At 60.4% G+C, this 23,869-nt stretch carries 21 protein-coding genes and 1 pseudogene; 16 read left to right on the forward strand and 6 right to left on the reverse strand.

All coding sequences use genetic code 11. The annotated features are described in order from the left end of the window. The first annotated feature begins 10 nt into the window (after window positions 1–10). From JDW18_RS12590 to JDW18_RS12615, 6 genes are all read left to right on the forward strand, one after another. Window positions 11–1,057: an ABC transporter substrate-binding protein gene (locus JDW18_RS12590; RefSeq protein WP_246609877.1), complete on the forward strand. Its 1,047-nt coding sequence runs from the start codon at window positions 11–13 to the stop codon at window positions 1,055–1,057. Continuing rightward, window positions 1,054–1,878 (forward strand): (2Fe-2S) ferredoxin domain-containing protein, encoded by an 825-nt coding sequence (locus JDW18_RS12595; RefSeq protein WP_218239796.1) that lies wholly within the window; start codon window positions 1,054–1,056, stop codon window positions 1,876–1,878. Before JDW18_RS12590 ends, JDW18_RS12595 begins: the two co-directional genes overlap by 4 nt. A gap of 30 nt (window positions 1,879–1,908) precedes the next feature. Beyond that, window positions 1,909–2,955, forward strand: coding sequence for a cobalamin biosynthesis protein CobW (cobW, locus tag JDW18_RS12600; protein WP_218239797.1), 1,047 nt, complete (start codon window positions 1,909–1,911; stop codon window positions 2,953–2,955). A 64-nt stretch (window positions 2,956–3,019) separates the two neighbouring features. Next, window positions 3,020–6,844, forward strand: a complete 3,825-nt coding sequence (cobN, locus tag JDW18_RS12605; protein WP_218239798.1) for a cobaltochelatase subunit CobN — start codon at window positions 3,020–3,022, stop codon at window positions 6,842–6,844. After that, on the forward strand, window positions 6,841–8,028 hold the full coding sequence (locus JDW18_RS12610) for a magnesium chelatase ATPase subunit I (RefSeq protein ID WP_218239799.1): 1,188 nt from the start codon (window positions 6,841–6,843) through the stop codon (window positions 8,026–8,028). Before cobN ends, JDW18_RS12610 begins: the two co-directional genes overlap by 4 nt. Before the next feature lie 131 nt (window positions 8,029–8,159). After that, the gene (locus JDW18_RS12615) at window positions 8,160–8,693 is read left to right on the forward strand and encodes a vWA domain-containing protein (RefSeq protein ID WP_246610538.1); all 534 of its coding nucleotides are present in this window, start codon (window positions 8,160–8,162) and stop codon (window positions 8,691–8,693) included. A gap of 87 nt (window positions 8,694–8,780) precedes the next feature. Here JDW18_RS12615 and JDW18_RS12620 read toward each other — a convergent pair whose 3' ends face one another. Together JDW18_RS12620 and cysQ are read right to left on the reverse strand one after the other, a co-directional pair. Continuing rightward, entirely contained in the window at window positions 8,781–9,659 is an 879-nt protein-coding gene (locus JDW18_RS12620) for a tripartite tricarboxylate transporter substrate binding protein (RefSeq protein WP_246609879.1), read from the reverse strand. A gap of 213 nt (window positions 9,660–9,872) precedes the next feature. Beyond that, window positions 9,873–10,610 carry a 3'(2'),5'-bisphosphate nucleotidase CysQ gene (gene cysQ, locus JDW18_RS12625; protein ID WP_218243887.1) on the reverse strand — a complete coding sequence of 246 codons (738 nt, stop codon included), beginning with the start codon at window positions 10,608–10,610 and terminating at the stop codon, window positions 9,873–9,875. A gap of 153 nt (window positions 10,611–10,763) precedes the next feature. Here cysQ and JDW18_RS22600 point away from each other — a divergent pair. The 10 genes and pseudogenes from JDW18_RS22600 to JDW18_RS12670 form a co-directional block, all read left to right on the forward strand. Then, window positions 10,764–10,940, forward strand: a pseudogene (locus JDW18_RS22600) (helix-turn-helix domain-containing protein); the annotation flags it as partial. 840 nt (window positions 10,941–11,780) lie between these two features. Then, window positions 11,781–12,677, forward strand: coding sequence for a sulfate adenylyltransferase subunit CysD (cysD, locus tag JDW18_RS22605; protein ID WP_246610540.1), 897 nt, complete (start codon window positions 11,781–11,783; stop codon window positions 12,675–12,677). After that, window positions 12,677–14,590, forward strand: a complete 1,914-nt coding sequence (gene cysN, locus JDW18_RS12635; protein WP_218239801.1) for a sulfate adenylyltransferase subunit CysN — start codon at window positions 12,677–12,679, stop codon at window positions 14,588–14,590. The genes cysD and cysN overlap by 1 nt, the downstream gene beginning before the upstream one ends. Window positions 14,591–14,680: 90 nt before the next feature. Beyond that, window positions 14,681–15,790, forward strand: coding sequence for a DUF1214 domain-containing protein (locus JDW18_RS12640; protein ID WP_218239802.1), 1,110 nt, complete (start codon window positions 14,681–14,683; stop codon window positions 15,788–15,790). After that, window positions 15,787–16,974 (forward strand): sulfotransferase family protein, encoded by a 1,188-nt coding sequence (locus JDW18_RS12645; protein ID WP_218239803.1) that lies wholly within the window; start codon window positions 15,787–15,789, stop codon window positions 16,972–16,974. The genes JDW18_RS12640 and JDW18_RS12645 overlap by 4 nt, the downstream gene beginning before the upstream one ends. A gap of 16 nt (window positions 16,975–16,990) precedes the next feature. Then, window positions 16,991–17,710 (forward strand): hypothetical protein, encoded by a 720-nt coding sequence (locus tag JDW18_RS12650; protein WP_218239804.1) that lies wholly within the window; start codon window positions 16,991–16,993, stop codon window positions 17,708–17,710. Between the two features lie 31 nt (window positions 17,711–17,741). Beyond that, window positions 17,742–18,197: a nuclear transport factor 2 family protein gene (locus JDW18_RS12655; protein WP_218239805.1), complete on the forward strand. Its 456-nt coding sequence runs from the start codon at window positions 17,742–17,744 to the stop codon at window positions 18,195–18,197. A 17-nt stretch (window positions 18,198–18,214) separates the two neighbouring features. Next, complete coding sequence (locus JDW18_RS12660) at window positions 18,215–18,694, forward strand: SRPBCC domain-containing protein (RefSeq protein ID WP_218239806.1); 480 nt, start codon at window positions 18,215–18,217, stop codon at window positions 18,692–18,694. Window positions 18,695–18,733: 39 nt separating this feature from the next. Then, window positions 18,734–19,528 (forward strand): SDR family oxidoreductase, encoded by a 795-nt coding sequence (locus JDW18_RS12665; protein WP_218239807.1) that lies wholly within the window; start codon window positions 18,734–18,736, stop codon window positions 19,526–19,528. 17 nt (window positions 19,529–19,545) lie between these two features. Further along, complete coding sequence (locus tag JDW18_RS12670) at window positions 19,546–20,007, forward strand: nuclear transport factor 2 family protein (RefSeq protein WP_218239808.1); 462 nt, start codon at window positions 19,546–19,548, stop codon at window positions 20,005–20,007. 94 nt (window positions 20,008–20,101) lie between these two features. Here JDW18_RS12670 and rng read toward each other — a convergent pair whose 3' ends face one another. The 4 genes from rng to rsfS form a co-directional block, all read right to left on the reverse strand. After that, on the reverse strand, window positions 20,102–21,589 hold the full coding sequence (gene rng, locus JDW18_RS12675; protein ID WP_218239809.1) for a ribonuclease G: 1,488 nt from the start codon (window positions 21,587–21,589) through the stop codon (window positions 20,102–20,104). Window positions 21,590–21,745: 156 nt separating this feature from the next. Beyond that, the gene (locus JDW18_RS12680; RefSeq protein ID WP_218239810.1) at window positions 21,746–22,360 is read right to left on the reverse strand and encodes a Maf family protein; all 615 of its coding nucleotides are present in this window, start codon (window positions 22,358–22,360) and stop codon (window positions 21,746–21,748) included. A gap of 110 nt (window positions 22,361–22,470) precedes the next feature. Then, window positions 22,471–22,938 (reverse strand): 23S rRNA (pseudouridine(1915)-N(3))-methyltransferase RlmH, encoded by a 468-nt coding sequence (rlmH, locus tag JDW18_RS12685; protein ID WP_218239811.1) that lies wholly within the window; start codon window positions 22,936–22,938, stop codon window positions 22,471–22,473. A 19-nt stretch (window positions 22,939–22,957) separates the two neighbouring features. Next, a complete protein-coding gene (rsfS, locus tag JDW18_RS12690; RefSeq protein WP_218239812.1) occupies window positions 22,958–23,650 on the reverse strand; it encodes a ribosome silencing factor in 693 nt (230 codons plus the stop codon). Between the last annotated feature and the right edge of the window lie 219 nt (window positions 23,651–23,869).

The raw sequence follows: 23,869 nt of genomic DNA on the forward strand, positions 1-23,869 counted from the left end.
GCCTGTTGCCATGCAAGCCATTTGCTTGAATCGTTGCAGCGCCTCAGTCCTGCTGGCAGCCTCGCTGCTGGCAGGCTGCGGTGAATCCTCTGCCCCACAGGCAAGCCCACCTCAGGCGCGCCAGCACCAGCCGCCGCTGGAGCTGTCTGTCTGCGGCCAGACCGTGCGCTACGACAAGGTGCCGCAGCGCGCCGTCACGCACGATGTGAACATCACCGAGATGTTTCTCTACCTGGGTCTGGGTCAGCGGCTGGTGGGCTACTCGGGCATCCCTTCCAGCAAGGAAATCAGCCCGCAGTTGCGCCCCTGGCTGCAGAGCCTTCCCAACCTCTCTTCACAGGGAATGAACCTGGAAGTCTTGCTGGGTGCAGAGGCCGACTTCGTCTTCGGCGGCTGGAGCTACGGCTTCCGCCCCGGCGCAGTCACCCCTGAAAGGCTGGCCAGCCACGGTATTGCGTCCTATGTGCTGTCCGAATCCTGCATTCGCGTGCAAAAGCGCGAACGTGTGGCGCTCGACGACGGGCTGCAGGATCTGGAAAACATCAGCCGCATCTTCGCCGTCAGCTCACAAGCCCAGCCGCGCATCGACAAGCTGCGCGCATCTCAGGCCCTGCTGCGCCAGCAAATGCAGGGCAATCCGGTACGACCCCGCGTCTTCGTCTATGACAGCGGCCAGGAAATCCCTGTCACCGTCGGCCACTTCGGCATGCCGCAGGCCATGCTGGATGAAGCGGGTGCGAGCAATATCTTTGCCGACCTGAACCAGAACTGGCAGCGCGGCAACTGGGAAGACGTGATCGAGCGCGACCCAGAGTGGATTGTGATCGTCGATTACGGCCAGCCAGATGCGCAAGGCAAGATCGACTTCTTGCTACAGAAAAAAGAGCTGGAAGCGGTTTCTGCTATTAAGAATCGGCGCTTTTTTGTCATGAGCTATGCCGAGGCCACGCCTGGCCCGCGCAATATCGAAGCCACCCAGCGCCTGGCTGCCGCCTTGCACCCCGATCGCAAGATCACGGTCCAGCCCGTGGAGCTTTCTGCAGGAGAGCTGCCATGAATGCGCCCTCTCCCAGCCATCTGCTTGCGGACGCCCGGACACCAGCGGCCGCATCGCTCTCCATCATCTTGCTCAGCCGGGGCGGTGCCTACACCGCGGGCATGACAGAGTTGAACGAACTGGCGTCAAGGCTGCAAACGGCCATGGACGCCGCTGGCAAGTCTGTGCAACTCGTCACTGCCGCTTATGTGGACCGCGCCCAGCCTACGCTGATGGAGGCGCTGGACCTGTGCGCCAATGCGCAGACCATCCTGATCCTGCCCGTGATGGTGCCCGATGAAGCATCGCTGCGCCGCTGGCTGCACAAGCTCATCATGCGCTGGCGGGCTGGTCAGCAATCCGCACAGCAGCCCATGCCGCACATCGTATTTGGCCAGCCGTTGCTACAGTTGCAGGGCCTGACAGAATTGCTGACCCGCACCGTCGATGACGCACTGCGCCAGCCCGATGTACCCGAGGTGCTGGGCGATGACCCGTGGGAGCACGACCCCAAGGGCTGGTCGCAGGTGCCAGACCACCAGCACCATGTGCTGTGGTGCGTGGGTCCGCGCTGCGCGGCCAAGGGGGCGCTGCAAATGTGGCCAGCGCTGACGCGCGCGATACGCGAAACCCCAGCCCTCAAAAACAGCGTACAGCCGCTGCAAACCGGCTGCCAGTTCCCCTGCAACCATGGGCCGCTGATGATCGTCTATCCGGACGGCGTCTGGTACGGCCCCATGAATGCCGAAAGCATCGCCCCCGTGCTGACGCGCCATGTGCAAGACCGCGAGGTGGATGAAGCTCTCCACGTACACGGCCCGCGCTGCCTGCAACCCAACTGATTTCACACGTTCCAACCCGGAGATAGCACCATGCAAACCACCAAGATCCCCGCCACCATCGTCACCGGATTTCTGGGCAGCGGCAAAACCACACTGATGCGCCACATTCTGGAGCAGGCCAAGGGCCTGCGTGTGGCCGTCATCGTCAATGAGTTTGGCGAGCTGGGCATTGATGGCGAAATCCTCAAAACCTGCGCCATTGGCTGCGCGGAAGAAGGTGGCGCCGACGGACAGATCTATGAGCTGGCCAACGGCTGCATGTGCTGCACCGTGCAGGAAGAGTTCTTCCCCGTGATGAAGGCCCTGGCCGAACGCCGCGCCGATATTGATGTGCTGCTGATTGAAACCAGCGGCCTCGCCCTGCCCAAGCCGCTGGTACAGGCCTTTCAGTGGCCCGATATTGCCAATGTGTTCACCGTGGATTCAGTGGTCACCGTGGTGGATACACCCGCCGCCGCCGCTGGCCAGTTTGCCCATGACCCGCATGCCGTCGATGAGCAGCGCCAGGCCGATCCCAACCTGGACCACGACGCCAGCCTGCACGAGCTGTTTGAAGACCAGCTCTCTGCGGCCGACCTGGTGGTGCTGTCCAAGGCCGATCTGGTCACGCCCGAGCAGCTAGCCCAAGTACGCGCCCTTGTGGCCGAAGAAGTGCCCGCCAGCGTGAAGATGATCGAAGCCGTGCAAGGCCAGGTGCCGCTGAATGTGCTGCTGGGCCAGCACCGCGCGGCTGAAGTCAGCATCAACGACAAGCACAGCCACCACGACCACGACGAAGACCATGACCACGATGCCTTCGATTCGCTGCACATCGACCTGGGCGCGGTGGACCGCGACCGCCTGATGCAGACGCTGCAAGGCATCGTCGAGCAGCACGCCGTGCTGCGCGTCAAAGGTTTTGCAGCACTGCCGGGCAAAAAGATGCGCCTGCTGGTGCAAGGCGTGGGCCGCCGCTTTGATGCCTACTTTGACCGCGCCTGGGCCGATGGCGAGACCGCTGCCACGCGCCTGGTCTTCATCGGCAAGCAACTGGATGCCGCTGTGCTGCAGCAGGCATTGAAGACCGCAGAAGTCTAAGTATTTAGTAAAAACCGGCGCTGGCGCACAACTGGCGCGCGCCACCAGCTATTGTTTTTGAACCATGCATTTGCTCAGCACCCGCCCCGGTGGCTTTGTCGAAGACGACAGCATCATCACCCGCCTGGACCAGACGCCCGCCGACATGGTGGTGCTCAGCTCTGCCGATACCACGCTGTCGCTGCTGGCGGATGCCTACCGCTTGTGGCAGCAAACTGAGCCTGACGCGCCCACGCTGCGGCTGGCCAACTTACTGCATCTGCGCCAAAGCGCCTCGCTTGATCTGTATATCGGCGAGGTGCTGCAGCATGCCAGGCTGATCATCGTCGATCACCTGGGGGCAGAGTCCACCTGGCCTTACGGCATAGAGCAATTGCAAAAGCTGGCGCGCCAGCGCAGCCAGCAGCTGGCCATGTTCTCGGGCGACAGCCAAGAGGATCTGGAGCTGCTGTCCAAAGGCAGCATGCCGGTGGAGCAAAGCCGCGCGCTGTGGCAATACCTGCGCGCGGGGGGGCTGGGTAATGCGCGGGAGTTTTTGCGCATGGCGGCGGCCTGGGGCCTCCAACGCGGGCGCGAAGGCGCGCCCGTGCGTGTGCTGCCGCCCGTGGCCGTGCATGTGCCGCAGGGCTGGGCAAAAGACGACGCCAGCCACATCCCCGGGCTGGACGATTTGCAAGCCCGCTGGACGCCCGGCGCGCCCGTGGCCATGCTGGTGTTCTACCGATCCCACCTGCTGGCCGCCAACACCGAAGCCTTTGACGCCGTGGCCGATGCCCTGCTGGCACAAGGCCTGAACCCGTTGCCACTGGCGCTGGAGTCGCTCAAAGATGCACTGTGCCTGCAAACCTTGCGCACGCTGTGTGCGGCGCATGATGTGCAAATCATCCTCAACACCACGGCGTTTGCTGCTTTGGGCGAGCACGCCCGCGCCGATGATGCAGCCGACGCGCTGGCGGGCGATATCCCCGTGCTACAAGTGATTGCCAGCGGCGGCAACCGCGAAGACTGGCTGGCCGACAGCCAGGGCCTGCGACCGCGCGACATTGCCATGCAGGTGGTGCTACCCGAGATGGACGGCCGCATCATGACGCGCGCCATGAGCTTTAAAGGCCTGACCCACCGCTGCGATCTAACGCAAACCGACGTCATCAGCTACCAGGCCGAGCCAGATCGCGTGCAATGGATTGCCGAGCTGGCCCAGCGTTGGTGCCTGCTGCGCAGCAAACCCGCCGCGCAGAAAAAGGTGGCGCTGGTACTGGCCAACTACCCCGGCAGCGAGGCGCGCATGGGCAGCGGCGTGGGGCTGGATACACCCGAATCCGTCATCGCCCTGCTGCACCAGTTGCAGCGTGTTGGTTGGAGCCTGGGCGATGCTGCAGCCCTGCCCGCAACAGGCCTGGCGCTGATGCAGCAGCTGCAACAAGGCATTGCCAACAACCCGCACAAATGGGCGCTGCGCCCCGCCAGCCAGGGCTACAGCCTGCAAAACTACCGCCAGCGGCTGGCCCAGTTGCCGGATGGCATGGCGCAGGCGCTGATCACCCAATGGGGCGAACCCGAGGCCGACCCCATGCTGCGCGACGGCTGGTTCATGATTGCAGGCCTGCAACTGGGTCATGTGTTTGTGGGCATACAACCGGCGCGTGCGCTGGATGGCCGCAACGACTACGCCAGCTACCACGATGCCGAGCTTGTACCGCCCCATAACTACCTGGCGTTTTACTTCTGGCTGCGCGATGTGTTTGGCGTGGATGCCATGGTGCATGTGGGCAAGCACGGCAATCTGGAATGGCTGCCGGGCAAGAGCCTGGCGCTGTCGCAACACTGCTGGCCCGACGCCATTCTCGGCCCCCTGCCCCACGTCTACCCCTTTATCGTCAACGACCCCGGCGAAGGCGCGCAAGCCAAGCGCCGCAGCCAGGCCGTCATCATCGACCACCTGATGCCGCCGCTGGCGCGCGCCGAAAACCACGGCCCCATGCAGGAGCTGGAGCGCCTGGTGGACGAATACTACGAAGCCCTGCTGGTAGACCTGCGCCGCGCCACGCTGCTGCGCCAGCAGATTCTGGACTGCGCCAAGCAGCAAGACTTGCTGCGCGAACTGGGCATTGAGACCGCAAATACGCAGCCCGATGCCGACGAGCAGTTGCTGGAGCGCATCGACGCCTATCTGTGCGAGCTGAAAGAAACCCAGATTCGCGACGGCCTGCACATCTTTGGCCACTCGCCGCAAGATGGGCTGCGCGACAGCACCTTGCTATCGCTTGCGCGTTACCCCGGCAGCGGCAGCCGGGAGCTGGGCTTGCTCAATGCGCTGGCAGCCGACCTGCTGTCGGGCACGGACTGGAACCCTCTGGATATGGATGCTGCAGCCACTTGGACTGGCCCGCGCCCCGCAGCCCTGCAGCAGCTCAGCGAAGAAGTCTGGCGCCATGGCGGCGACACCCGTGAACGGCTGGAGCTGCTGGCCTTGCAAGTAATTACCGAGCCAGCACTGGCGCAAGACTGGCCTGCTACCCAGCAAGTGCTGATCCGCATCCAGCAACAAATTGCCCCGGCATTGGACGCCTGCGGCCCGCAAGAGCTGCTGCAGTTCTCACGCGCACTGCAAGGCCGTTTTGTGCCCGCAGGCCCCAGCGGATCGCCCTCACGCGGGCGCTGCGACACATTGCCTACCGGGCGCAATTTCTACACCGTCGATACGCGTGCCATCCCTACGCAAACCGCATGGGCGCTGGGCCAGCAATCCGCAACGCGACTGCTGGAGCGCTATCTGCAAGAGCATGGCGAATATCCGCAGGCCATTGGCCTGTCCGTCTGGGGCACGGCCACCATGCGCACGGGCGGCGACGATATTGCCCAGGCTTTTGCGCTGATAGGCGTGCGCCCCAAATGGGCCGCAGGCAGCCAACGCGTGACGGACTTCGAAGTCATCCCCGCCGTGGGCCTGCGCCGCCCGCGCGTGGATGTGACGCTGCGCATCAGCGGCTTTTTCCGCGATGCCTTTCCCAACGTGGTGCAGATGTTTGACGCCGCCGTGCGCGCCGTAGCCGAGCAGGACGAAGACGCCGAAGACAACCCCATCCGCGCCCGCGTGCTGCGCGACACGCAGGCTGCGCTGGACAAAGGCTTGAGCCCTGATGCAGCACGCGAGCAAGCGCTGTGGCGAATCTTTGGCGCCCCCACAGGCAGCTACGGCGCCAGCATGCATGAGCTGCTGCGCACCGGCCAGTGGACGGATTCTGGCGACTTTGCCCGCCACTATCTGCACTGGGGCGCCTATGCCTACGGCCAGCATGCCGACGGCGTACCCGCCCGCACTGCGCTGGAGCAACGCCTGCAGGCGCTCGACGTGGTGCTACAAAATCAGGATAGCCGCGAGCATGACCTGCTGGACTCCAGCGAGTACTACCAGCACCAGGGTGGCATGGTGGCCGCTGTGCGCCACCTGGGCGGTGCCGAGCCTGCTGTCTACCACGGCGACCACGGCAATCCGCAGTCAGCCAAAATCCGCTCGCTGGCCGAAGAGATTGGCCGCGTGGTGCGCGCCCGTGTCACCAACCCCAAGTGGATTGCAGGCGCCATGCGCCACGGCTACAAGGGTGCGTTCGAGATGGCCGCCACGGTGGATTATCTGTTTGGCTTTGACGCCACCACACAACTGGTTTCCGACACCCATTACCAGCTGGTGACCGAGGCCTACGTGCAAAACGACGAAGTGCGCAACTTCATGCGCCACAACAACCCGCAGGCGCTCGGCGATATCGTCTCGCGCCTGCTAGAAGCCATTGACCGCGGCATGTGGCAAGAGCCCGGTGATCTGCACCAGAGCTTGCTGACCCATATGCTTGCGCAAGAAGAATTCATGGAAGGGCAAGTCTCGCAATGAACGCCAACACCGCCATGCCGCCCGTCTTTCCGCTGTCAGCTATTGATGGCCAGCCCGCCCTGGTACAGGCCTTGCTGCTGGCCGCTATCGAGCCCCTGCTGGGCGGCGTGCTCATTCAAGGCCCGCGCGGCACGGCCAAATCCACCGCCGCACGCGCACTGGCCGATGTGCTGGCACCCGCGCCCTTTGTCAGCCTGCCGCTGGGTGCATCCATCGAGCATGTGATGGGCAGCCTGGATCTGTCCAAGGCACTCGCAAGTCATGAAGTCGCCTTCGCCCCCGGCCTGATTGCTAAGGCACATGAGGGCGTGCTCTATGTCGACGAAATCAATCTGCTGCCAGACGCCATCGTCGATGTGCTATTGGACGTAGCAGCTTCCGGCATCAACCACATTGAGCGCGACGGCATATCGCACAGCCATGCGGCGCGCTTTGTGCTGATAGGCACCATGAACCCCGAAGAAGGCATGCTGCGCCCGCAATTGCTGGACCGCCTGGGCCTGTGCGTACAACTAAGCAATGCGCAAGACCCGCAGCTGCGCAGCCGCATTGTCAAAGCACGGCTGCAGTTTGATCTGAACCCGCAAGGCTTTGTGCAAGCCCATGCGGCCCAGCAGCAGGAAATCCGCACACGTCTGCAGCAAGCCCGCGCCCGCAGCCGGGACGCCACGCAACTGCCCTGGAGCGATGCGGTGCATGAGGCCGTGGCCCAGCAATGCATCGCCGCCCAGGTCGATGGCCTGCGCGCCGACCTGGTCATGCTGCGCGCCGCCCGCGCCCTGGCAGCCTGGCAAAACAGCCCCACCATTACGCCAGCGCATGTGACTGAGGTTGCGCCGCTGGTGCTGCAGCACCGCTCGGCGGAACCAAGGCAGCCCGCCCCATCCTCGCCAGCCACCAAGCCCGCCCCCTCTTCCAAGCCTCCATCCCAGCCAGACTTCCATCCTTCTGAAGCGAACTCTGCAAGCCAGCGCAAGCACTTGGACCCGCCTGCCAACCAGTCGTCAGCGCCTGCTGCACCGCCGCCTTCGCAGCAAAACCTGAACCAGCCGCCACCTGGCTGGGGTCAGGCGCAGCCCGTCAGCACCACCAGCTTTGATGCCAGCCAGGCCGACGCCATGGCGCAGGCAGCGATGGAAGCGCTTGCCGCAAAAAAAGCCCGGGCCCCCGGTCGCAGCAATTAGTCGCTGCATCGCAGCGCGCCCGCCGGGGGCCCAGCACCGCCGCGCCGCATGGCCTGGCCACAGCAGTTGTTGCCACAAAAACAGACAGCACCCAGATCGACTGGCCCGCCAGCCTGCGCGCGCGCCGAGATCTGCCTCTTGCGGCAGAACATCTGCGCTGGAAGCGGCCGCAGGGCAAAAGCAGGCATCAGCACCTGTTCCTGTTGGACTGCTCTGCCTCCATGGTGGAAAGCGGTGCCTTTGCGAAAGCCAAGGGGCTGCTGCTACAATGGATGCGCTGGGCTTACCTTCGACGCGAAAGCGTGGCCCTGCTCTGCTTTGGCGCCGGCCAAGTTCGCTGGCTGCTGCAGCCTACGCGGGCTCCGCGCTGGAATGATGATTTGATAGAGTCCCTGCTGGGCGGCGGCGGCACGCCTTTGGCCGCTGCGCTGCAAGCGGGCTGGGAAATGGCGGCTCAACATTCAGCTCAGCCGTCTTGCTTATGGGTCATCAGCGATTTTCGCAGTGCCGATGTGTTGCAGCTGGAACTACAGCCCGCCCCACCCCTTGCCCAAATCTGGGTGGACTGTGATGTGGGAGGCACTACGACTCTGACAAACTTCGGCGGCGCATCACGGCTGGCAAGCGCATGGCCTCTGTCGGTGACCTTGTCTTTCAGCATCTGACTCTATTGACGGCTTTTGCACCCAGCCTGTGGCTTTGCAGGTGCAGGTCGGGCGCGTGCCTCGAAGAACGGCCGCTGCCGCAGCAGTTCACCGTACCTGCCCGGAAAGTGAGCAACCTTCCCGAACAGAAGCCCCGCAGCCGCTCACCTGCACACCCTGATAGCGCGTTTCTTCCTCGCGCAGGAAATCACTGAACTGGACTCTATCTTTGAATGCAACCAGGAAACCCTGGGCTGCCAGTTGCTGCGCCAACAAATCCTCATCAAGAACGCCTTGCAATTGAGCGGCCCAAGCGTCGGCAATCTCCAAAGACGTTCCCTGCGGAAGAAAAATGCCCTGCCAGTATTCAAGTTCGGGGCCGGTCACCCCAGCCTCTCTAAAGGTGGGAATGTCTGGAAATTGCGGCAAGCGCGAGCGCGCCGCAACACCCAGAACACGCAGTTTTTTGCTTTCTATATAGGAAGCCACCGGTGCCACGCCCGCCAGCAGCAAGTCCACCTGCTTGCCAAGCAAACCACCAATCGCAGTGGATGCCCCGTTGTAAGGCACATGCACCAGTTCCGCCCCTATGGAATGGCTCAATCTTTCGCCCTGCAGGTGCTGCAAGCTGCCCACGCCTGATGAAGCGAAGCTCAGCCCCTGCGCGCGGCTGCGTGACTCAGCGGCAATCTCGCTGATTTTTTCGATTCCGGAGTCGCTTCGCGCCACCAGCACAATGGGGGCGCTCGAAAGCCTGGCCACAGGCAGCAAGCCCTGCAGCGCGCTTGCGCCAAGTCCGGTGCCATAGATGCGATTGACAAATATTTCCGCCGGCGAAGCCAGCAGCAAGGTATTTCCATCGGGCCGGGCCTGGGCCACATAGCTGGCAGCAATAGCCCCTCCTGCCCCTGCCCGGTTTTCCACATAGACGGGCCGTTTCAGCCTTTCAGAGAGCCTGGCAGCAACAGCACGCGCCAGCGTATCCATTGCACCGCCAGCGCCGAAGCCAACCACGATTTTGACGGGCCTGTGTGCCGCTGAATTTGCGTCAGATGAGGAACATGAAACAGCCCCGAAAAGCAGACCAGCGCAAAGAAGCGCCATGACCAGCCTCATCCACAAAGGGCAGACCGCCATGAGAGGCAGCCAGCCCTTTGCGGACCGGCTGCGCTGGGTAGAAAAAGCCACCGGCACACGCACTCAGCAGAAGTGCTGAGAGCAAGCGTAGAAATGGGGATTACTCATATCTGGCTTGCCATAGCCCAGCACCTCGCCATCCAGCGTGCGGATCTGCCCTCCCGCTGCCGCCAGAACGGCATGGCCTGCCGCAATATCCCACTCCATGGTGCGGCCCAGGCGGGGATAGATATCCGCTTCACCTTCAGCGACCAGACAGATCTTGAGCGATGAGCCCGCACTTTTGAGCGAGCGCACTGAACGCCCCTGCAAGAAATTCTCCAACGCCTGTGCATCGCCATGAGAGCGACTGGCCACCACATCCAGCCCCTCCTGCGGAATGCTACGGCATTCGATGGGCTGGCGTGTGCCCTTGACCTCAAGCCATGCGCCCTGCCCTTGCGCACCTGCATACATACGGTCAAGGGCGGGAGCAAACACCACACCAAGCACTGGCACGCCGTGCTCGATCAAAGCAATATTGACGGTAAATTCGCCGTTGCGCTGAATGAATTCCTTGGTTCCATCCAGAGGATCGACCAGCCAGAAGCGCTGCCCCATTTCGGGCACGTACCCTGCAGCGGCCGCCTCTTCGGAAACCGCTGGAATCTGCGGCCACAGGGCTTTCAATCGCTCCAGAATCCATCGCTCAGCCTTCTCGTCCGCTTCGGTCACAGGTGATGCATCCTGCTTGCCGCGCACCTCGAAGTCGGAGCCATAGATCTCCATGATCACTGCACCCGCCTCACGGGTAATGGCCATGACGTCTTCCAGCACAACGCTCTGATTCACAAAAATCTCCTCTATTTTTCTTGATGTGGTCCGTTTGGTCTATGCACCATTCGGAGGACAGGTGGACAGTAAATGCACTCAGTCATTCGCAAATCAGCGAGTGAATGTTTAACAGGAGTGCGCATGACTGTGAGCAAGAAACTTGGTATCCCGCAAATCAACGAGCAGCGGATTCAAGCCGTGAAATTGCGGCTGCAAGGACAGACCCTCAAGCAAATTGCGCAAGCCACGGGACTGTCTGCACCGACCATCATTTCGGCCCACAAGGCCTGGCTGGAAGGCGGCTGGACTGCCGTGCCTGTTCGCGAACGTGGGCGCAAACCCGGAGAAGGCCGCACCCTGTCTGCCATGCAGGAGCAGGACATCTATGTGCAACTGGTAAGCTCACAGCCTGCGGATCATGGGCTTGACTTTCTGCTCTGGGAGCTGGAAGCCATGCAGCAACTGATCGCTCAACGCCAGCAACTGGAGTTGCCCGAGCGCACCAACGCCCAGTACCTGCAGCGCTGGAACCTCAATGCAGACCGCCCCATCAAGCGCATGCAGCAGGCGGCCAGCTCCGTCAAGCGCTGGTATGCCAGCACCTACCTGGACATCTGCGAACAGGCCAAGAAAGAGAACGCCAGCATTGTCTGGATTGATGACTTCGGCGCGCACAACAACTGCCCCGGCCGCCTGCGCCACGGCATATTGCGCGCCGTCAACAATCGGGGAAAGGTGCTGTGGCAGCCATACGAAGGAAGTCTGCGCGCCACGCATCTGGAAGATTTCTTTGACCGTCTGCAGCGCTCAACCGAATGCAAGATCTTTGCACTGCTGCCCGCCATGCAGTGGCAGCGTGCCGCCACTTTTTCTTCTCTTTCCGGTGATCGCTGCGAGCGCCTGCGCCTGTTTCACCTGCCCGCCGCCACCGAGATGCTGCACCAGTCCAACGAGCTGGCAAGCAGCATTCAGGAAAGCATCCAGAGCAAGGCACCTGCCCCCAAAGCCATCCCCAGACAAACCCCTAAGCCACAGATTCTCGACCCTATGGCGAGCATGGCTCAGCAAATTATTAAACATCAATTCGCGCAAAAGATTGATGGAACAGACTCCTACAGTTCGCAGCACCCAAGACAAAAAACCAAGGAGAAATCAGTGCTGCTGACTCATCTGCAAAGGCTGGAAGCTGAAAGCATTCAGGCCATGCGTGAAGTGGTGGCGGAGGCCGAAAACCCCGTCATGCTCTATTCCATCGGCAAGGACAGTGCAGTCATGCTGCATCTGGCAATGAAGGCGTTTTACCCCGCCAAGCCCCCGTTTCCCCTGCTGCATGTGGACACGACCTGGAAGTTCAAGGAAATGTATCGCTTTCGTGACCAGATGGCCGCGAAACTGGGCATGGATCTGCTGGTCCACATCAACCCCGAAGGCCTGGAGATGGGAATCAGCCCCTTCAAGCACGGCTCGCAGATTCACACCGATGTGATGAAGACCGAGGGCTTGAAACAGGCCCTGGACAAATACGGCTTCGATGCAGCTTTTGGCGGCGCACGTCGCGATGAAGAAAAGTCTCGCGCCAAAGAGCGCATCTTCTCCTTCCGCTCCGACCAGCATCGCTGGGACCCCAAGAACCAGCGCCCCGAGCTCTGGCACCTCTACAACACCCGCAAGAACAAGGGGGAGTCGATTCGCGTGTTTCCTCTGTCCAACTGGACCGAGCTGGACATCTGGCAATACATCTATCTGGAAAACATCCCCATTGTTCCGCTCTATTTTTCCGCCCCTCGCCCCGTCGTGGAGCGCGACGGAACGCTGCTGATGGTGGATGACGAGCGCATGCCTCTGAAGAACGGCGAAGTTCCCATGATGCGCAACGTGCGCTTTCGCACCCTGGGCTGCTACCCACTGACAGGCGCTGTGGAGTCTGACGCCAACACGCTGCCCAAGATCATTCAGGAAATGCTGCTGACACGCACTTCAGAAAGACAGGGCCGGATGATCGACCACGACTCGGCCGCATCCATGGAAAAGAAGAAGCAAGAGGGGTATTTCTGATGTCACATGTCTCCGCACTCATTTCCGAAGATATCGAGAAATATCTGAAGGTTCATGAACAGAAAAGCCTGCTGCGCTTCATCACCTGCGGCAGCGTGGATGACGGCAAAAGCACCTTGATCGGTCGCCTGCTGTACGAATCCAAGATGCTGTTTGAAGACCAGATGGAAGCCCTGGTCGCAGACTCCAAGAAAGTCGGCACGCAAGGCGGCGAGCTGGACTTTGCTCTGCTGGTGGACGGCCTGGCCGCAGAGCGCGAGCAAGGCATCACCATCGACGTGGCCTACCGCTTTTTCTCTACGGACCAGCGCAAATTCATCGTGGCCGATACGCCCGGCCACGAGCAGTACACCCGCAATATGGTCACCGGTGCATCCACGGCCGATGTGGCCGTGGTCATGATCGATGCCCGCAGAGGTGTACTCACGCAATCGAGGCGCCACAGCTATCTGGCTTCGCTGATTGGCATTCGCAAGATCGTGCTGGCAGTCAACAAGATGGACCTGATGGGCTACTCGGAAAAAGTCTACAACGACATCGTTGCCGACTACCGCGAGTTCGCCAAGAAGATCAACCTGGAAGACATTACCGCCATCCCCATGTCGGCCTTGCGTGGTGACAACATCACCGAGCAAAGCGAGCACATGCCCTGGTACCACGGCACGACGCTGATGGGCTATCTGGAAACCGTGGAAATCGACGAAGCCCGTCAGCAAAAGCTGCCGTTTCGCATGCCGGTGCAGTGGGTCAATCGCCCTAATCTGGATTTCCGTGGCTTCGCCGGCTGCATTGCCAGCGGTCAGATCCATCCCGGTGATTCCGTTCGCATTCTGCCCAGTGGCCGCGTCACCAAGGTCGCGCGCATTGTGACGCAGGATGGCGATCTGCAGCAGGCCGTGGCTGGCCAGTCCATCACGCTGACACTGGCCGATGAAGTCGATTGCAGCCGGGGCGATGTGATTGCCGTTGCGGATGCGCCTGCCGACGTCGCCGATCAGTTCCAGGTCACGCTGATCTGGATGCATGAGCAGCCGATGCTGGGCGGCCGCCCCTACCTGATGAAGATGGGCGGGAAGACGATTCCGGTCACCTTCGCCGCGCCCAAATACAAGATCAACGTCAACACGCTGGAGCACCTGGCTGCCAAGGAACTGGCCCTCAATGAGATCGGTGTCTGCAACCTCTCTACCAGCCAGCCCATCGCCTTTGATGCCTATAAGGACAATCGAGAAACTGGCAGCTTCATTCTGATTGACCGCCTGAGCAATGCCACGGTCGGTGCAGGCCTGATCGATTTTTCGCTGCGCCGCTCGCAGAACATTCATATGCAGCATGTGAATGTGAACCAGAAAGATCGTGCGGAGCGTCTGGGCCAGAAGCCCGCGCTGCTGTGGTTCACCGGGCTTTCCGGCGCAGGCAAATCAACCATCGCCAATTTGCTTGAAACGCAGTTGCATGCACGCGGCAGGCACACCTATTTGCTGGACGGAGACAACGTTCGCCACGGCCTGAACCGGGATCTGGGTTTTACCGATGCAGATCGGGTGGAGAACATCCGCCGCGTGGCGGAGGTGGGCAAGCTGTTCGTCGATGCAGGGCTGATTGCCATCACGGCATTCATCTCCCCTTTCCAGGCCGAGCGCGAAATGGCCCGCAAGCTCATCAGCGACGGCGAATTCCTGGAAGTGTTCATTGACACCCCGCTGGCCGTTGCCGAAAAGCGCGACCCCAAAGGCCTCTACAAGAAGGTGCGCAGTGGCGAGTTGAAGAACTTCACCGGCATCGACTCGCCCTTCGAAGTGCCAGAGACCCCGGACATCCATATCTCGACCACCGAGCTGACAGCGCAGCAGGCCGTGGACCGGATTATTTCGGAGCTGGTGGCACGCGAAATCATTGCCGCAGAGAGCTGAACCTGTTCAGCGCGCACTGCGACACCTTCACTTTTCTTTCCCTTGGCAGCGCAGGCCTGGCCCCGCGCTGCCTTTCAAAAGGTTTAGATCATGGACAAGCAAACCATCAATGAGCAACTTCTGACGGGGGAAACCTGGTCGGAATTCTGCGACCACCTCAAGCGCTGCGGTCAGCAAATTCTTCGCCCCGAAACCCCTGCCGACCCTGCCACACGCGCTGAAGGCTACCGCTACCTGACCCGGCTGCTGCGCATCGCGCTGGAAATGCATGTGGAGTTTGCCGACCCGGCGTTCCCCAGCTTTTTCAGGACCTCCCATGAAACCGCCAAGATTGGCGCGGATAACCCGGACAACATCTACGAATATGCGCGCCTGAACGGCGGCATGGAGTACCGCATTTACGGCAACCGGGGCAGTGTTTCCTACCTGAGCTTTTGCACGCAAAAAGGTGGCTACGAAACCGATGGCCGCATGATCGTGACCGGGTTCCTGGATGCCAGCCAGCTGAAAACGGATAAGGACGGCAATTTCGAAATCCTCATCAGCCGCGAACCTCAGCCCGGCAACTGGCTGCCCATGGAAGACGCCTCGGTATCCATTCTGGTGCGCCAGACCTTCATGGACCGCAAGACTGAAGTCCCCGCCAAGCTTTCGATTGAACGCGTTGGAACCCAGGACAAGCCCGGCCCTCTGGACCCCATCGTCTTTGCCCAATCGCTGCAGCGCGCCTCTTCTTTTGTAGAAAACACCGCTGCGCTTTTTGCAAACTGGGCTCAAAGCTATCTTCCTCATAGCAATCAACTGCCTCCGGCCGATCAGGCTTACTGCCAGTCGGTGGGCGGAGACCCCAATATTTTTTACTACCACTCGCACTGGAAGCTGGATGAAGACCAGGCGCTGGTCATTCATGTGGACAAGGTTCCTGAATGCTCATTCTGGAACCTGCAGATCAACAACTACTGGCTGGAGTCTCTGGACTACCGCCACCACCAGATCTGTATCAACAAGCACCAGGCCCAGTATGACGACAAGGGCGGCGTGACGCTGGTTCTGAGCGAGCGTGATCCCGGCGTTGCCAACTGGCTGCAAACCGCTGGCGTTCGAGAAGGAACCATGTGCCTGCGCTGGGTAGGCGCCAAGGACCAATGCCACCCCACCACGCAAGTCGTTTCCATGAACCAGCTGGAGCAGACCGTATGAACGCCCACATCACACCCCAGGCTCTTCAGGTCGAAGAACTGCTGCGGGCAGCGCGTGACCGAGCGCCCGGCCTTGACGACTTCGGTCAGGACAACTATCGCCAGGCCTTGCAGATGCTCTGCACTTCGTTGAATACCGAGGCAAAGCTATCCGCTGCAGGTCTGGTCATGATGCGCGAACGACTGGTTGGCCAGCTCGTCAACCGCCTCATCATGGAGGACTATTTCAAGCGCTTTCCAGAGATTCATCAGATTCAGATCGACGACCCCTTGGTCATCGTTGGCCTGCCACGCACCGGCACGACCATGCTGCAACGCACGCTGGCTGTGGACCCGCGCTTTTATTCCGCGGCCTGGTGGGAAACCCGTTATCCGGCGCCTCTTCTGGGAGAAGGCCCTCAGGATGCTGCAACCCGCATTGAGCTGGCCAAGGCCGAAGTGGCGCAAACCATTGAGGCCATTCCGCAGATCCTGTCCATCCACCCGATGAACGCCACTCTGTGCGATGAGGAATTCATGCTCATGGAGCATTCCTTTCTCTGCGCCATGGATGCCTATGCCGATGTTCCCAGCTACACGGCCTGGCTGGACCAGCAAGACCAGCGCCCCGTCTATACCCAGCTCAAGAAAATGCTGCAGTTTCTGCAATGGCAAAAACAGCAACGGGGCGAGCCTCAGGGCCAGCGCTGGCTGCTCAAGGCGCCCCAGCATCTGCACACGCTTGAAATATTGCTCTCCGTGTTTCCCGGGGCGCAGGTCATCCTTACCCATCGCGAGCCAGCGCAGACCATTCCATCCATGGCCAGCATGGCCCACACTCTGTGGAAGATCTACAGCGACACGCCAGACCCGCTCTCCACAGGCCGGCAGTGGAACACCCGCATGGCCCGCGGCATTCATCACACCATGCACGTTCGCGACGCGCAGGATGCCTCCCGCTTCCTGGACATTCACTTTGCCGACACCGTGAGCCAGCCCATGGAAGTGCTGGAGAAGGTCTACCAGTTCGCGGGCCTGCCATTCACCGAGAAGGCACGCTCCGATGCGCAGCAATGGTTGTCGAGCAATGGCCGTGAAAAGCGCGCAGGCCACGACTACAGCCTGCAAACCTTTGGCCTGAGCGAGCAGCAGATGCAGACCGACTACGCACAGTACCGTGCCCGTCACCTGCAGGATGCACACTGAGCAAGAAGACTGAAGCATGGCAAAAATCATGTTCAGTCTTTGGCGCCCCAAGCCGCAATCCGCAGAGCACTGGCGGGATACGCTGATCGGGCTTCAAGACCTGCTGATGGCTTTGGGCGCCAGCGAGATACGGCTCATGGTCGTCGATCAGGATGTCGAGAAGGCCAGCGCGCAGCGAATGACCGCCAGCCGCAGCCCTCTGGATGGGATGCTCAGCATCACACTGGAAGACCCTGAGAAGCTGCGCCTGGTACTGCGCTTGCTGGAAAAACATGTAGAAAAACTGCACGCATACCAGGTCAGAGAAAGCGTTCCCTGCTCTGAAAAACGAAGCGCACGCAAAGCGCAACTGGGCATCCAGAACGCCATCGGCAAACGCACGCCAGGAATGTGCCAGGTCGCCACATTCAAGCGGCCACCTCGTCTGAGCCTGGATGAATGGACACACCACTGGCGTGAGCACGGATTCAGTGCCTACATCCTGCAGTCCATCTTCGACTGCCGACAGAACATCGTCATCGCGGCACTGACCCCGGGCGCCCCCGAGATCGATGCCATTGTTGAAGAGCACTACCCGGCCACCGCCATTGGCAACCCCGCGGCCTTTTATGGCGCGCCGGGAAATTTCGAGCTGCTGTATGAGCGCGAACAAGCCACGTCCGAATCAGTGTGCCGCTTCATGGACTTCGGCAGTCTGGACTGCATTCTCACCAGCTTCTACCAGGTCAGCGCCTGAAACCCCAATGACAACCACAGGAGACAAACCCATGTTGGACCTTGAAGCCATAGAGCTCATCAAACAACTGAAGGCCCGGTATTTTCGTGCGATTGATACATGCGACCTCAGCGCATTGCAGTCCATCCTGACTGCCGACATCAAGCTGGCCTTCAAAAGCCCAGCTTATGAATTTCACCTCGAGGGGCTGGACAAGGCGCTGGACTTCTACAAAACCTCGTTCACCCCCACCCGCCTGGCCATGCACAACGGCCATACGCCGGAACTTGAAGTCCGGGGCGACGAAGCCACGGGCCTCTGGTACCTGAACTATGTCTTCATCAACCTGGAAGAAAAAACGCATATGCACGGCGGCGCCATCTATGAAGACCGCTATGTCAAACGCGACGGGCGCTGGTGGATTGCAGAGACGGGCTACAAGACTTTGCTCGAAACCATTCAACCGCTGAGCGAACAGATCCAGATCACGTCCAAACCTATCAACTGAGTCAAGGAAGCACGTCAATGACCAAATCCGCCAATCTCGTCACCTCCATCAAGGTGGAAATCAATGCGCCGGCCAGCTTGGTCTGGGAGGTTCTGACCGATCTGGAGAACTACCCGCACTGGAACAGCTTCTGCTTCAGCGCCCGCTGTGGCATGCAGATCAACGACCTGGTTGAAATGCTGACACGCCACCCCGACACGGGGGAAACCTGGCCCGTCAACGAATACCTGGTGGCCTGCGAGCCAGAGCTGCTTCTGTCCTGGGAACAGCGCCCCGTACCGGAAAACAAGGATGCAGCGCGCCGCGATCAGTATGTGGAAGCCATTGATGCCAACCGCTGCACCTACTTCACCACAGACCAGTTTCTCGGCATCAATGCCGACACCATCATGGCCGAGCATGGTGCCTGGGTGAAAAAAGCCTTCGACCAGGTCGCTCGCGACCTCAAGAAACGTGCCGAAGCACTGCAGGCCGAACGCAGTGCCTCGCACGCCTGAGCCGCAAAGCTCAAAACCACAAAAACTCAAGGAGACAGAATGCTTTTAAAAAACAAAGTCATCATCATCTCGGGCATTGGCCCCGGCATGGGCATCAAGCTGGCATTGCGCGCAGCCGAATATCAAGCCAAGGCCGTCGTGCTGGCAGCGCGCACCCAGTCCATGTTGGATGACACCGAAGCCGCGATTCGCGCAGCTGGCCACACCTGCGAGATCCTCAAAGTCGCCACCGACATCTCCAAACCCGAGCAGTGCCAGAAACTGGCAGAGCTGACCATCGAGAAATTCGGTCGCATTGACGCCCTGATCAACTCAGCCTACGCACATGGAACCTGGGGCTCGTCCAGCAATTCATCCATGGACGACTGGCGCAAGGTCATGGAGGTCAACCTCTATGGCTCCATGAACATGACCCAGGCAGTTGTTCCTCAGATGAAAAAGCAAAAAGACGGCAGCATCGTGATGATCAACACCATGGCGACTCGTCGCCCCAATCAGCTGGAGGCGGGCTATGCAGTCTCCAAGGGCGCGCTCAAGACCGCTGTGCAATATCTGGCCGAAGACCTTGGCCCATACGGCATTCGCGTCAACAGCACCTACAACGGCTGGATGTGGGGCGCCCCCGTCAAAGGCTATTTCCAGGCGGAATCCAAACGCCAGGGCGTATCCATGGAATCACTGGTGGACGTCATCGCCCAGCAAATCCCCTTGCGCAACGAAATTCCTGACGACGCAGATTGCGCGGCAGCGGCTCTCTACCTGGCCAGTGACTATGCACGTGTCGTAACCGGTGCGCAGCTGGACGTCAGCGGCGGCCACTATTTGCCTCACTGAACGACGCAGAGGTATCCATGCAAGTTCTTTTTGAGATCGAAGAGATCAAACAGCTCAAGGCCCGCTACTTTCGGGGCATCGACACCGGAAATCTGGAACTGCTGCAAACGGTTCTGACCGAAGACGTACAGATTCGCTTCGACAGCCCCACCTACCAGTACGAAATCAATGGCATCGCGCAGGCCATGGACTTCTACCGCACGGCATTCACCAGCCGGCGCTTTGGCATGCACAACGGGCACACCCCAGAAATCAAGGTCGATGGGAACAAGGCCACAGGCCTCTGGTATCTCAATGACCTGTTTATCAACCTGGATGAGCAGACCATTCTGACCGGAAGCGCCCTCTATGAGGACTGCTACATCAAGGTCGGTGAGCAGTGGCGCATTCAAAAAACCGGCTACAAGCGACTGCTGGAAATGATTGAGCCACTGAGCAGCGGCTGCCGCATCACATCACAGCCCATTATGGCCAGCTGATGGACGCCACCAAGTTGCCATTGCCTGCCATTACCTGTGGCAGCTTCGCTCTGGCAACTTGGTGATCTATAGCTTTCATCAGGTCGCAAACCACTCACAGCAGCACAATGTCGTACTGCTCTTGCGCCATCACCGTTTCGGACTGCAGCGAGATGGGCTTGCCGATGAAGTCCGAGAGGCTGGCCAGGTGCTGGCTTTCCTCATCAAGGAACATCTCCACGACCTTGGGCGAGGCGACGACGCGGAATTCGCGGGGGTTGAACTGGCGGGCTTCACGCAGAATTTCGCGCAGCACTTCATAGCAGATGCTACGTGCCGTTTTGACGTTGCCCTTGCCAGAGCAAGCCGGGCATGGCTCGCACAGCATGTGTGCCAGCGATTCGCGGGTGCGCTTGCGCGTCATCTCTACCAGGCCTAGCTGCGAGAAGCCTCCAGCCATGGTTTTGACCCGGTCACGACCCAGCTGACGGCGGAATTCGGACAGCACCTCGCTTTGATGGTCGTCGCGCACCATGTCGATGAAGTCCACGATGATGATGCCGCCCAGATTGCGCAGGCGCAGCTGGCGCGCAATGGCGTGGGCAGCTTCCAGATTGGTCTTGAAGATGGTGTCGTCGAAATTTCGCGCACCGACATAGCCGCCGGTGTTGACGTCAATCGTTGTCAGTGCTTCGGTCTGATCGACGATCAGATAACCGCCAGACTTCAGATCAACGCGGCGCCCCAGCGCACGGGCGATTTCTTCGTCGATGGAGTACAGATCAAAAATAGGCCGCTCGCCCTTGTACAGCTGCAACTTGGGCACTGCAGCTGGCATGTATTCCTGCCCAAAGGTTTTGAGCAGCGCGAACTGTTCCTTGGAGTCAATGCGAATGCTCTGTGTGTGCTCTCCCACCAGATCACGCAGCACTCGCTGCAGCAGGTTCAGATCCTGGTGCAGCACCGACATGGTGGGCAGCCTCTGCGCCGCATCCTTGATGCGTGCCCAGGTCTTGCGCAGATAGCGGATGTCTTCTGCCAGCTCGGCATCGCTAGAGTCCTCGCCATTGGTACGCAGAATAAAGCCGCCACCGCCGCCCTCCTCCTTGGTGCCCACCAGCTCCTGCAGGCGCGCGCGCAGTGCGTCGCGCTCGTTCTGGGGAATCTTCTGAGAAATGCCGATATGGTCATCCTGCGGCAAAAACACCAGCAGACGACCAGCAATGCTGATCTGCGTGGACAGGCGTGCACCCTTGGTGCCGATGGGGTCCTTGATGACTTGCACCAGCAAGGTCTGACCTTCAAAGACCTGCTTTTCAATCGGCACCTGGGGCTGGTCCTTGCGGGCAAACATGGGGGCTTCACCGCCCTCCTGGCGTTGCCAGACATCGGCCACATGCAAAAACGCAGCGCGCTCCAGTCCGATGTCGATGAATGCAGACTGCATGCCTGGCAGCACTCTGGACACCTTGCCCAGATAGATGTTACCGACCAGCCCACGCTCCAGAGGCCGCTCCATGTGCAATTCCTGCACCGCACCGCTCTCGATAATCGCGACCCGCGTTTCCTGCGGCGACCAGTTGATCAAAATATCTTGCTGCATTGACTGTCGTTCTTTCTTTATAGGTCTTGCAAATCGTCTGCACCCAGTGTGCGACGCGCGCATGGCAGGCGCAAGACAGCCTGCATGCAGAGCAACCCTGAAGGGTTGGAGTTCCGAACCTGCGCTGAGTTCAGAACAAATGGCCTTACCCCGGTTTTAAAGGGCCCAGCCCAGCTGGCGCAGCAACTGCGCCGTTTCATAAACCGGCAAGCCCATGATGGCCGAGTAGCTGCCGCGAATCTCGGAAATATGTGCGGCGGCCAGACCCTGAATGCCATAGGCACCCGCCTTTCCCATGGGCTCACCAGACGCCACATATGCATCAATCTGCGCTTCGCTCATGGGCGCAAAGCGCACAGTGGAAACAGACAGCGCCTGCAGGCGCTGCGCACCACTTTGCAGAGCAATGGCAGTCAGCACCTCATGCTCGGCGCCCGAGAGCAGACGCAGAATGCGCCGCGCGTCGTCTGCATCTGCGGGCTTGCCCAGAATCTGCAGGCCTAGCGCCACCGTAGTGTCAGAGCACAGAATCGGCGCCTGCACCAGGCCACGACGTGCATGACGCGCCACCGCAGCATCGAGCTTGCCTGCGGTTACGCGCTGCACATAGTCACGCGGGGCTTCACCTTCGCGCTCGGCCTCGATGGCTTCGGCATCCTCAGCAATATCGCCAGCAGCGTTGGCCAGCAATAGCTCGTGCGCTACGCCCAGTTGCTCCAGCAGTTGACGACGGCGAGGACTTTGGGATGCGAGGTAGATGAAGGGTGCCATGACTTTGAATAAAAAAGGCCGTGAGCGCTTGTACATCAAGCGCAAACGGCTATCAAAATCATAGTATCACGCGCTGCATGAAATTGCACGCCGCGCTGTCTGCAAGTGTTTCACTCGCGGTGATAAGGATGACCGGCGTTGACCGACCATGCACGGTAGAGCTGCTCAATCAGCAGCACACGCACCATGGCGTGCGGCAGCGTCAGGTCCGAAAGGCGAATGCGCTCGTGCGCAGCAGCCTTGAACTCGGGGTCCAACCCGTCTGGGCCGCCAATGACCAGCGCCACATCGTCGCCTTCCAGCTGCCAGCTTTTGAGTCGCTGGGCCAGATCCTTGGTTCGCAGATTCGTTCCGCGCTCATCCAGTACCACAATGCGCGTGCCGCGAGGAATGGCCGCCTCAATACGCTTGCGCTCGGCAGCGTACAGGGTCTCGACCGTCTTGGAGCCACGCGGCTCGGTCTTGACGGCCTTGAGCTCAACCTTCAGCTCAGGCGGAAAGCGCTTGGCGTAATCGTCGTAGGCCGTCTGCGCCCAGTCAGGCACATGCAGGCCCACGGCCACGATAGTCAGTCTCATGGCAGGATTTCAGCGGCGATCAGGCCTTGGCGCGAGGAGCGCGCTTTGCTGCAGGCTTTGCCGTAGCAGGCTTGGCTGTGCGGGGCGTGCTGGGCTTGACCACCACTGTCTTGACGGTCTTAGCTGCCGCCGTGGTTTTCTTGGCGGCCGGCTTCTTGGCCGCAGGCTTTTTCACGGCAGCAGCCGTTGCAGACTTGGCGGCGGGCTTCTTGGCCGCTGCCTTCTTGGCCGCAGGCTTTTTCTCGACCACGGTGTTTTCAGCAGCAGCCTTTTCCACGGCTTGCTTGGCGGCCAGCTTCTTGGCAGCCAGTTCAGCGGGCTTGGGCTTGGCGGCACCGATCTTCAGGCGCACAGGTGTCTCGCCCCAGATTTCTTCCAGGCGGTAGTACTGCCGAATGGCGGGCTGCATGATGTGGCAGACGGCTGCGCCGCAGTCCACAATGATCCATTCGCCGTTTTGCTCGCCTTCCTGGCGAGGAACGGGGAAACCGGCTTCCTTGACGGCTTCGCGCACGCTGGAAGCCAGCGCCTTGGTCTGGCGATTGGAGGTACCGGAGGCCACGATCACGCGCTCGAACAGCGGCGACAGGGCTTCGGTGTTGAACACCTGGATATCGTGGGCCTTGACGTCTTCGAGGCCATCAACAATGGCTCGCTGGAGTTTGGTGACGTCGCGCTTGGCTGCGGAATCCGATTTGGTGGAGGTGGTCATCAGGCGATGGAATCAGTAAATGATGGGTTCAATATAGCGTGTGCCGCACCACACCCGTATCAGGGTTGGATTGGCTAAAAGCGTCCAGAGCCACAAGGCCCGCGCTTGTCACGCATTGAAAAAGGTTGATGCGCCAATTGATGATTGCGCACCCAGCTATGGAAATTATAGTTTTCTAAAAATTTCCCTGCTGACAGGGCTTTATGCGCTGCCAGCGGG

The organism is Comamonas fluminis, from assembly GCF_019186805.1.
Taxonomy (GTDB): domain Bacteria; phylum Pseudomonadota; class Gammaproteobacteria; order Burkholderiales; family Burkholderiaceae_C; genus Comamonas; species Comamonas fluminis.

What these genes read in the sequence shown, in the direction of transcription:
- JDW18_RS12640 (WP_218239802.1), top strand. Translation starts at nt 14,681, where the DNA reads ATGGACAAGCAAACCATCAATGAGCAACTTCTGACGGGGGAAACCTGG.
- cysQ (WP_218243887.1), bottom strand. Translation starts at nt 10,610, where the DNA reads ATGGCCATTACCCGTGAGGCGGGTGCAGTGATCATGGAGATCTATGGC.
- JDW18_RS12590 (WP_246609877.1), top strand. Translation starts at nt 11, where the DNA reads ATGCAAGCCATTTGCTTGAATCGTTGCAGCGCCTCAGTCCTGCTGGCA.
- JDW18_RS12620 (WP_246609879.1), bottom strand. Translation starts at nt 9,659, where the DNA reads ATGGATACGCTGGCGCGTGCTGTTGCTGCCAGGCTCTCTGAAAGGCTG.
- rng (WP_218239809.1), bottom strand. Translation starts at nt 21,589, where the DNA reads ATGCAGCAAGATATTTTGATCAACTGGTCGCCGCAGGAAACGCGGGTC.
- JDW18_RS12660 (WP_218239806.1), top strand. Translation starts at nt 18,215, where the DNA reads ATGACCAAATCCGCCAATCTCGTCACCTCCATCAAGGTGGAAATCAAT.
- JDW18_RS12655 (WP_218239805.1), top strand. Translation starts at nt 17,742, where the DNA reads ATGTTGGACCTTGAAGCCATAGAGCTCATCAAACAACTGAAGGCCCGG.
- cobN (WP_218239798.1), top strand. Translation starts at nt 3,020, where the DNA reads ATGCATTTGCTCAGCACCCGCCCCGGTGGCTTTGTCGAAGACGACAGC.
- cysN (WP_218239801.1), top strand. Translation starts at nt 12,677, where the DNA reads ATGTCACATGTCTCCGCACTCATTTCCGAAGATATCGAGAAATATCTG.
- cobW (WP_218239797.1), top strand. Translation starts at nt 1,909, where the DNA reads ATGCAAACCACCAAGATCCCCGCCACCATCGTCACCGGATTTCTGGGC.
- JDW18_RS12645 (WP_218239803.1), top strand. Translation starts at nt 15,787, where the DNA reads ATGAACGCCCACATCACACCCCAGGCTCTTCAGGTCGAAGAACTGCTG.
- rsfS (WP_218239812.1), bottom strand. Translation starts at nt 23,650, where the DNA reads ATGACCACCTCCACCAAATCGGATTCCGCAGCCAAGCGCGACGTCACC.
- JDW18_RS12665 (WP_218239807.1), top strand. Translation starts at nt 18,734, where the DNA reads ATGCTTTTAAAAAACAAAGTCATCATCATCTCGGGCATTGGCCCCGGC.
- rlmH (WP_218239811.1), bottom strand. Translation starts at nt 22,938, where the DNA reads ATGAGACTGACTATCGTGGCCGTGGGCCTGCATGTGCCTGACTGGGCG.
- JDW18_RS12595 (WP_218239796.1), top strand. Translation starts at nt 1,054, where the DNA reads ATGAATGCGCCCTCTCCCAGCCATCTGCTTGCGGACGCCCGGACACCA.
- JDW18_RS12650 (WP_218239804.1), top strand. Translation starts at nt 16,991, where the DNA reads ATGGCAAAAATCATGTTCAGTCTTTGGCGCCCCAAGCCGCAATCCGCA.
- JDW18_RS12680 (WP_218239810.1), bottom strand. Translation starts at nt 22,360, where the DNA reads ATGGCACCCTTCATCTACCTCGCATCCCAAAGTCCTCGCCGTCGTCAA.
- JDW18_RS12610 (WP_218239799.1), top strand. Translation starts at nt 6,841, where the DNA reads ATGAACGCCAACACCGCCATGCCGCCCGTCTTTCCGCTGTCAGCTATT.
- JDW18_RS12670 (WP_218239808.1), top strand. Translation starts at nt 19,546, where the DNA reads ATGCAAGTTCTTTTTGAGATCGAAGAGATCAAACAGCTCAAGGCCCGC.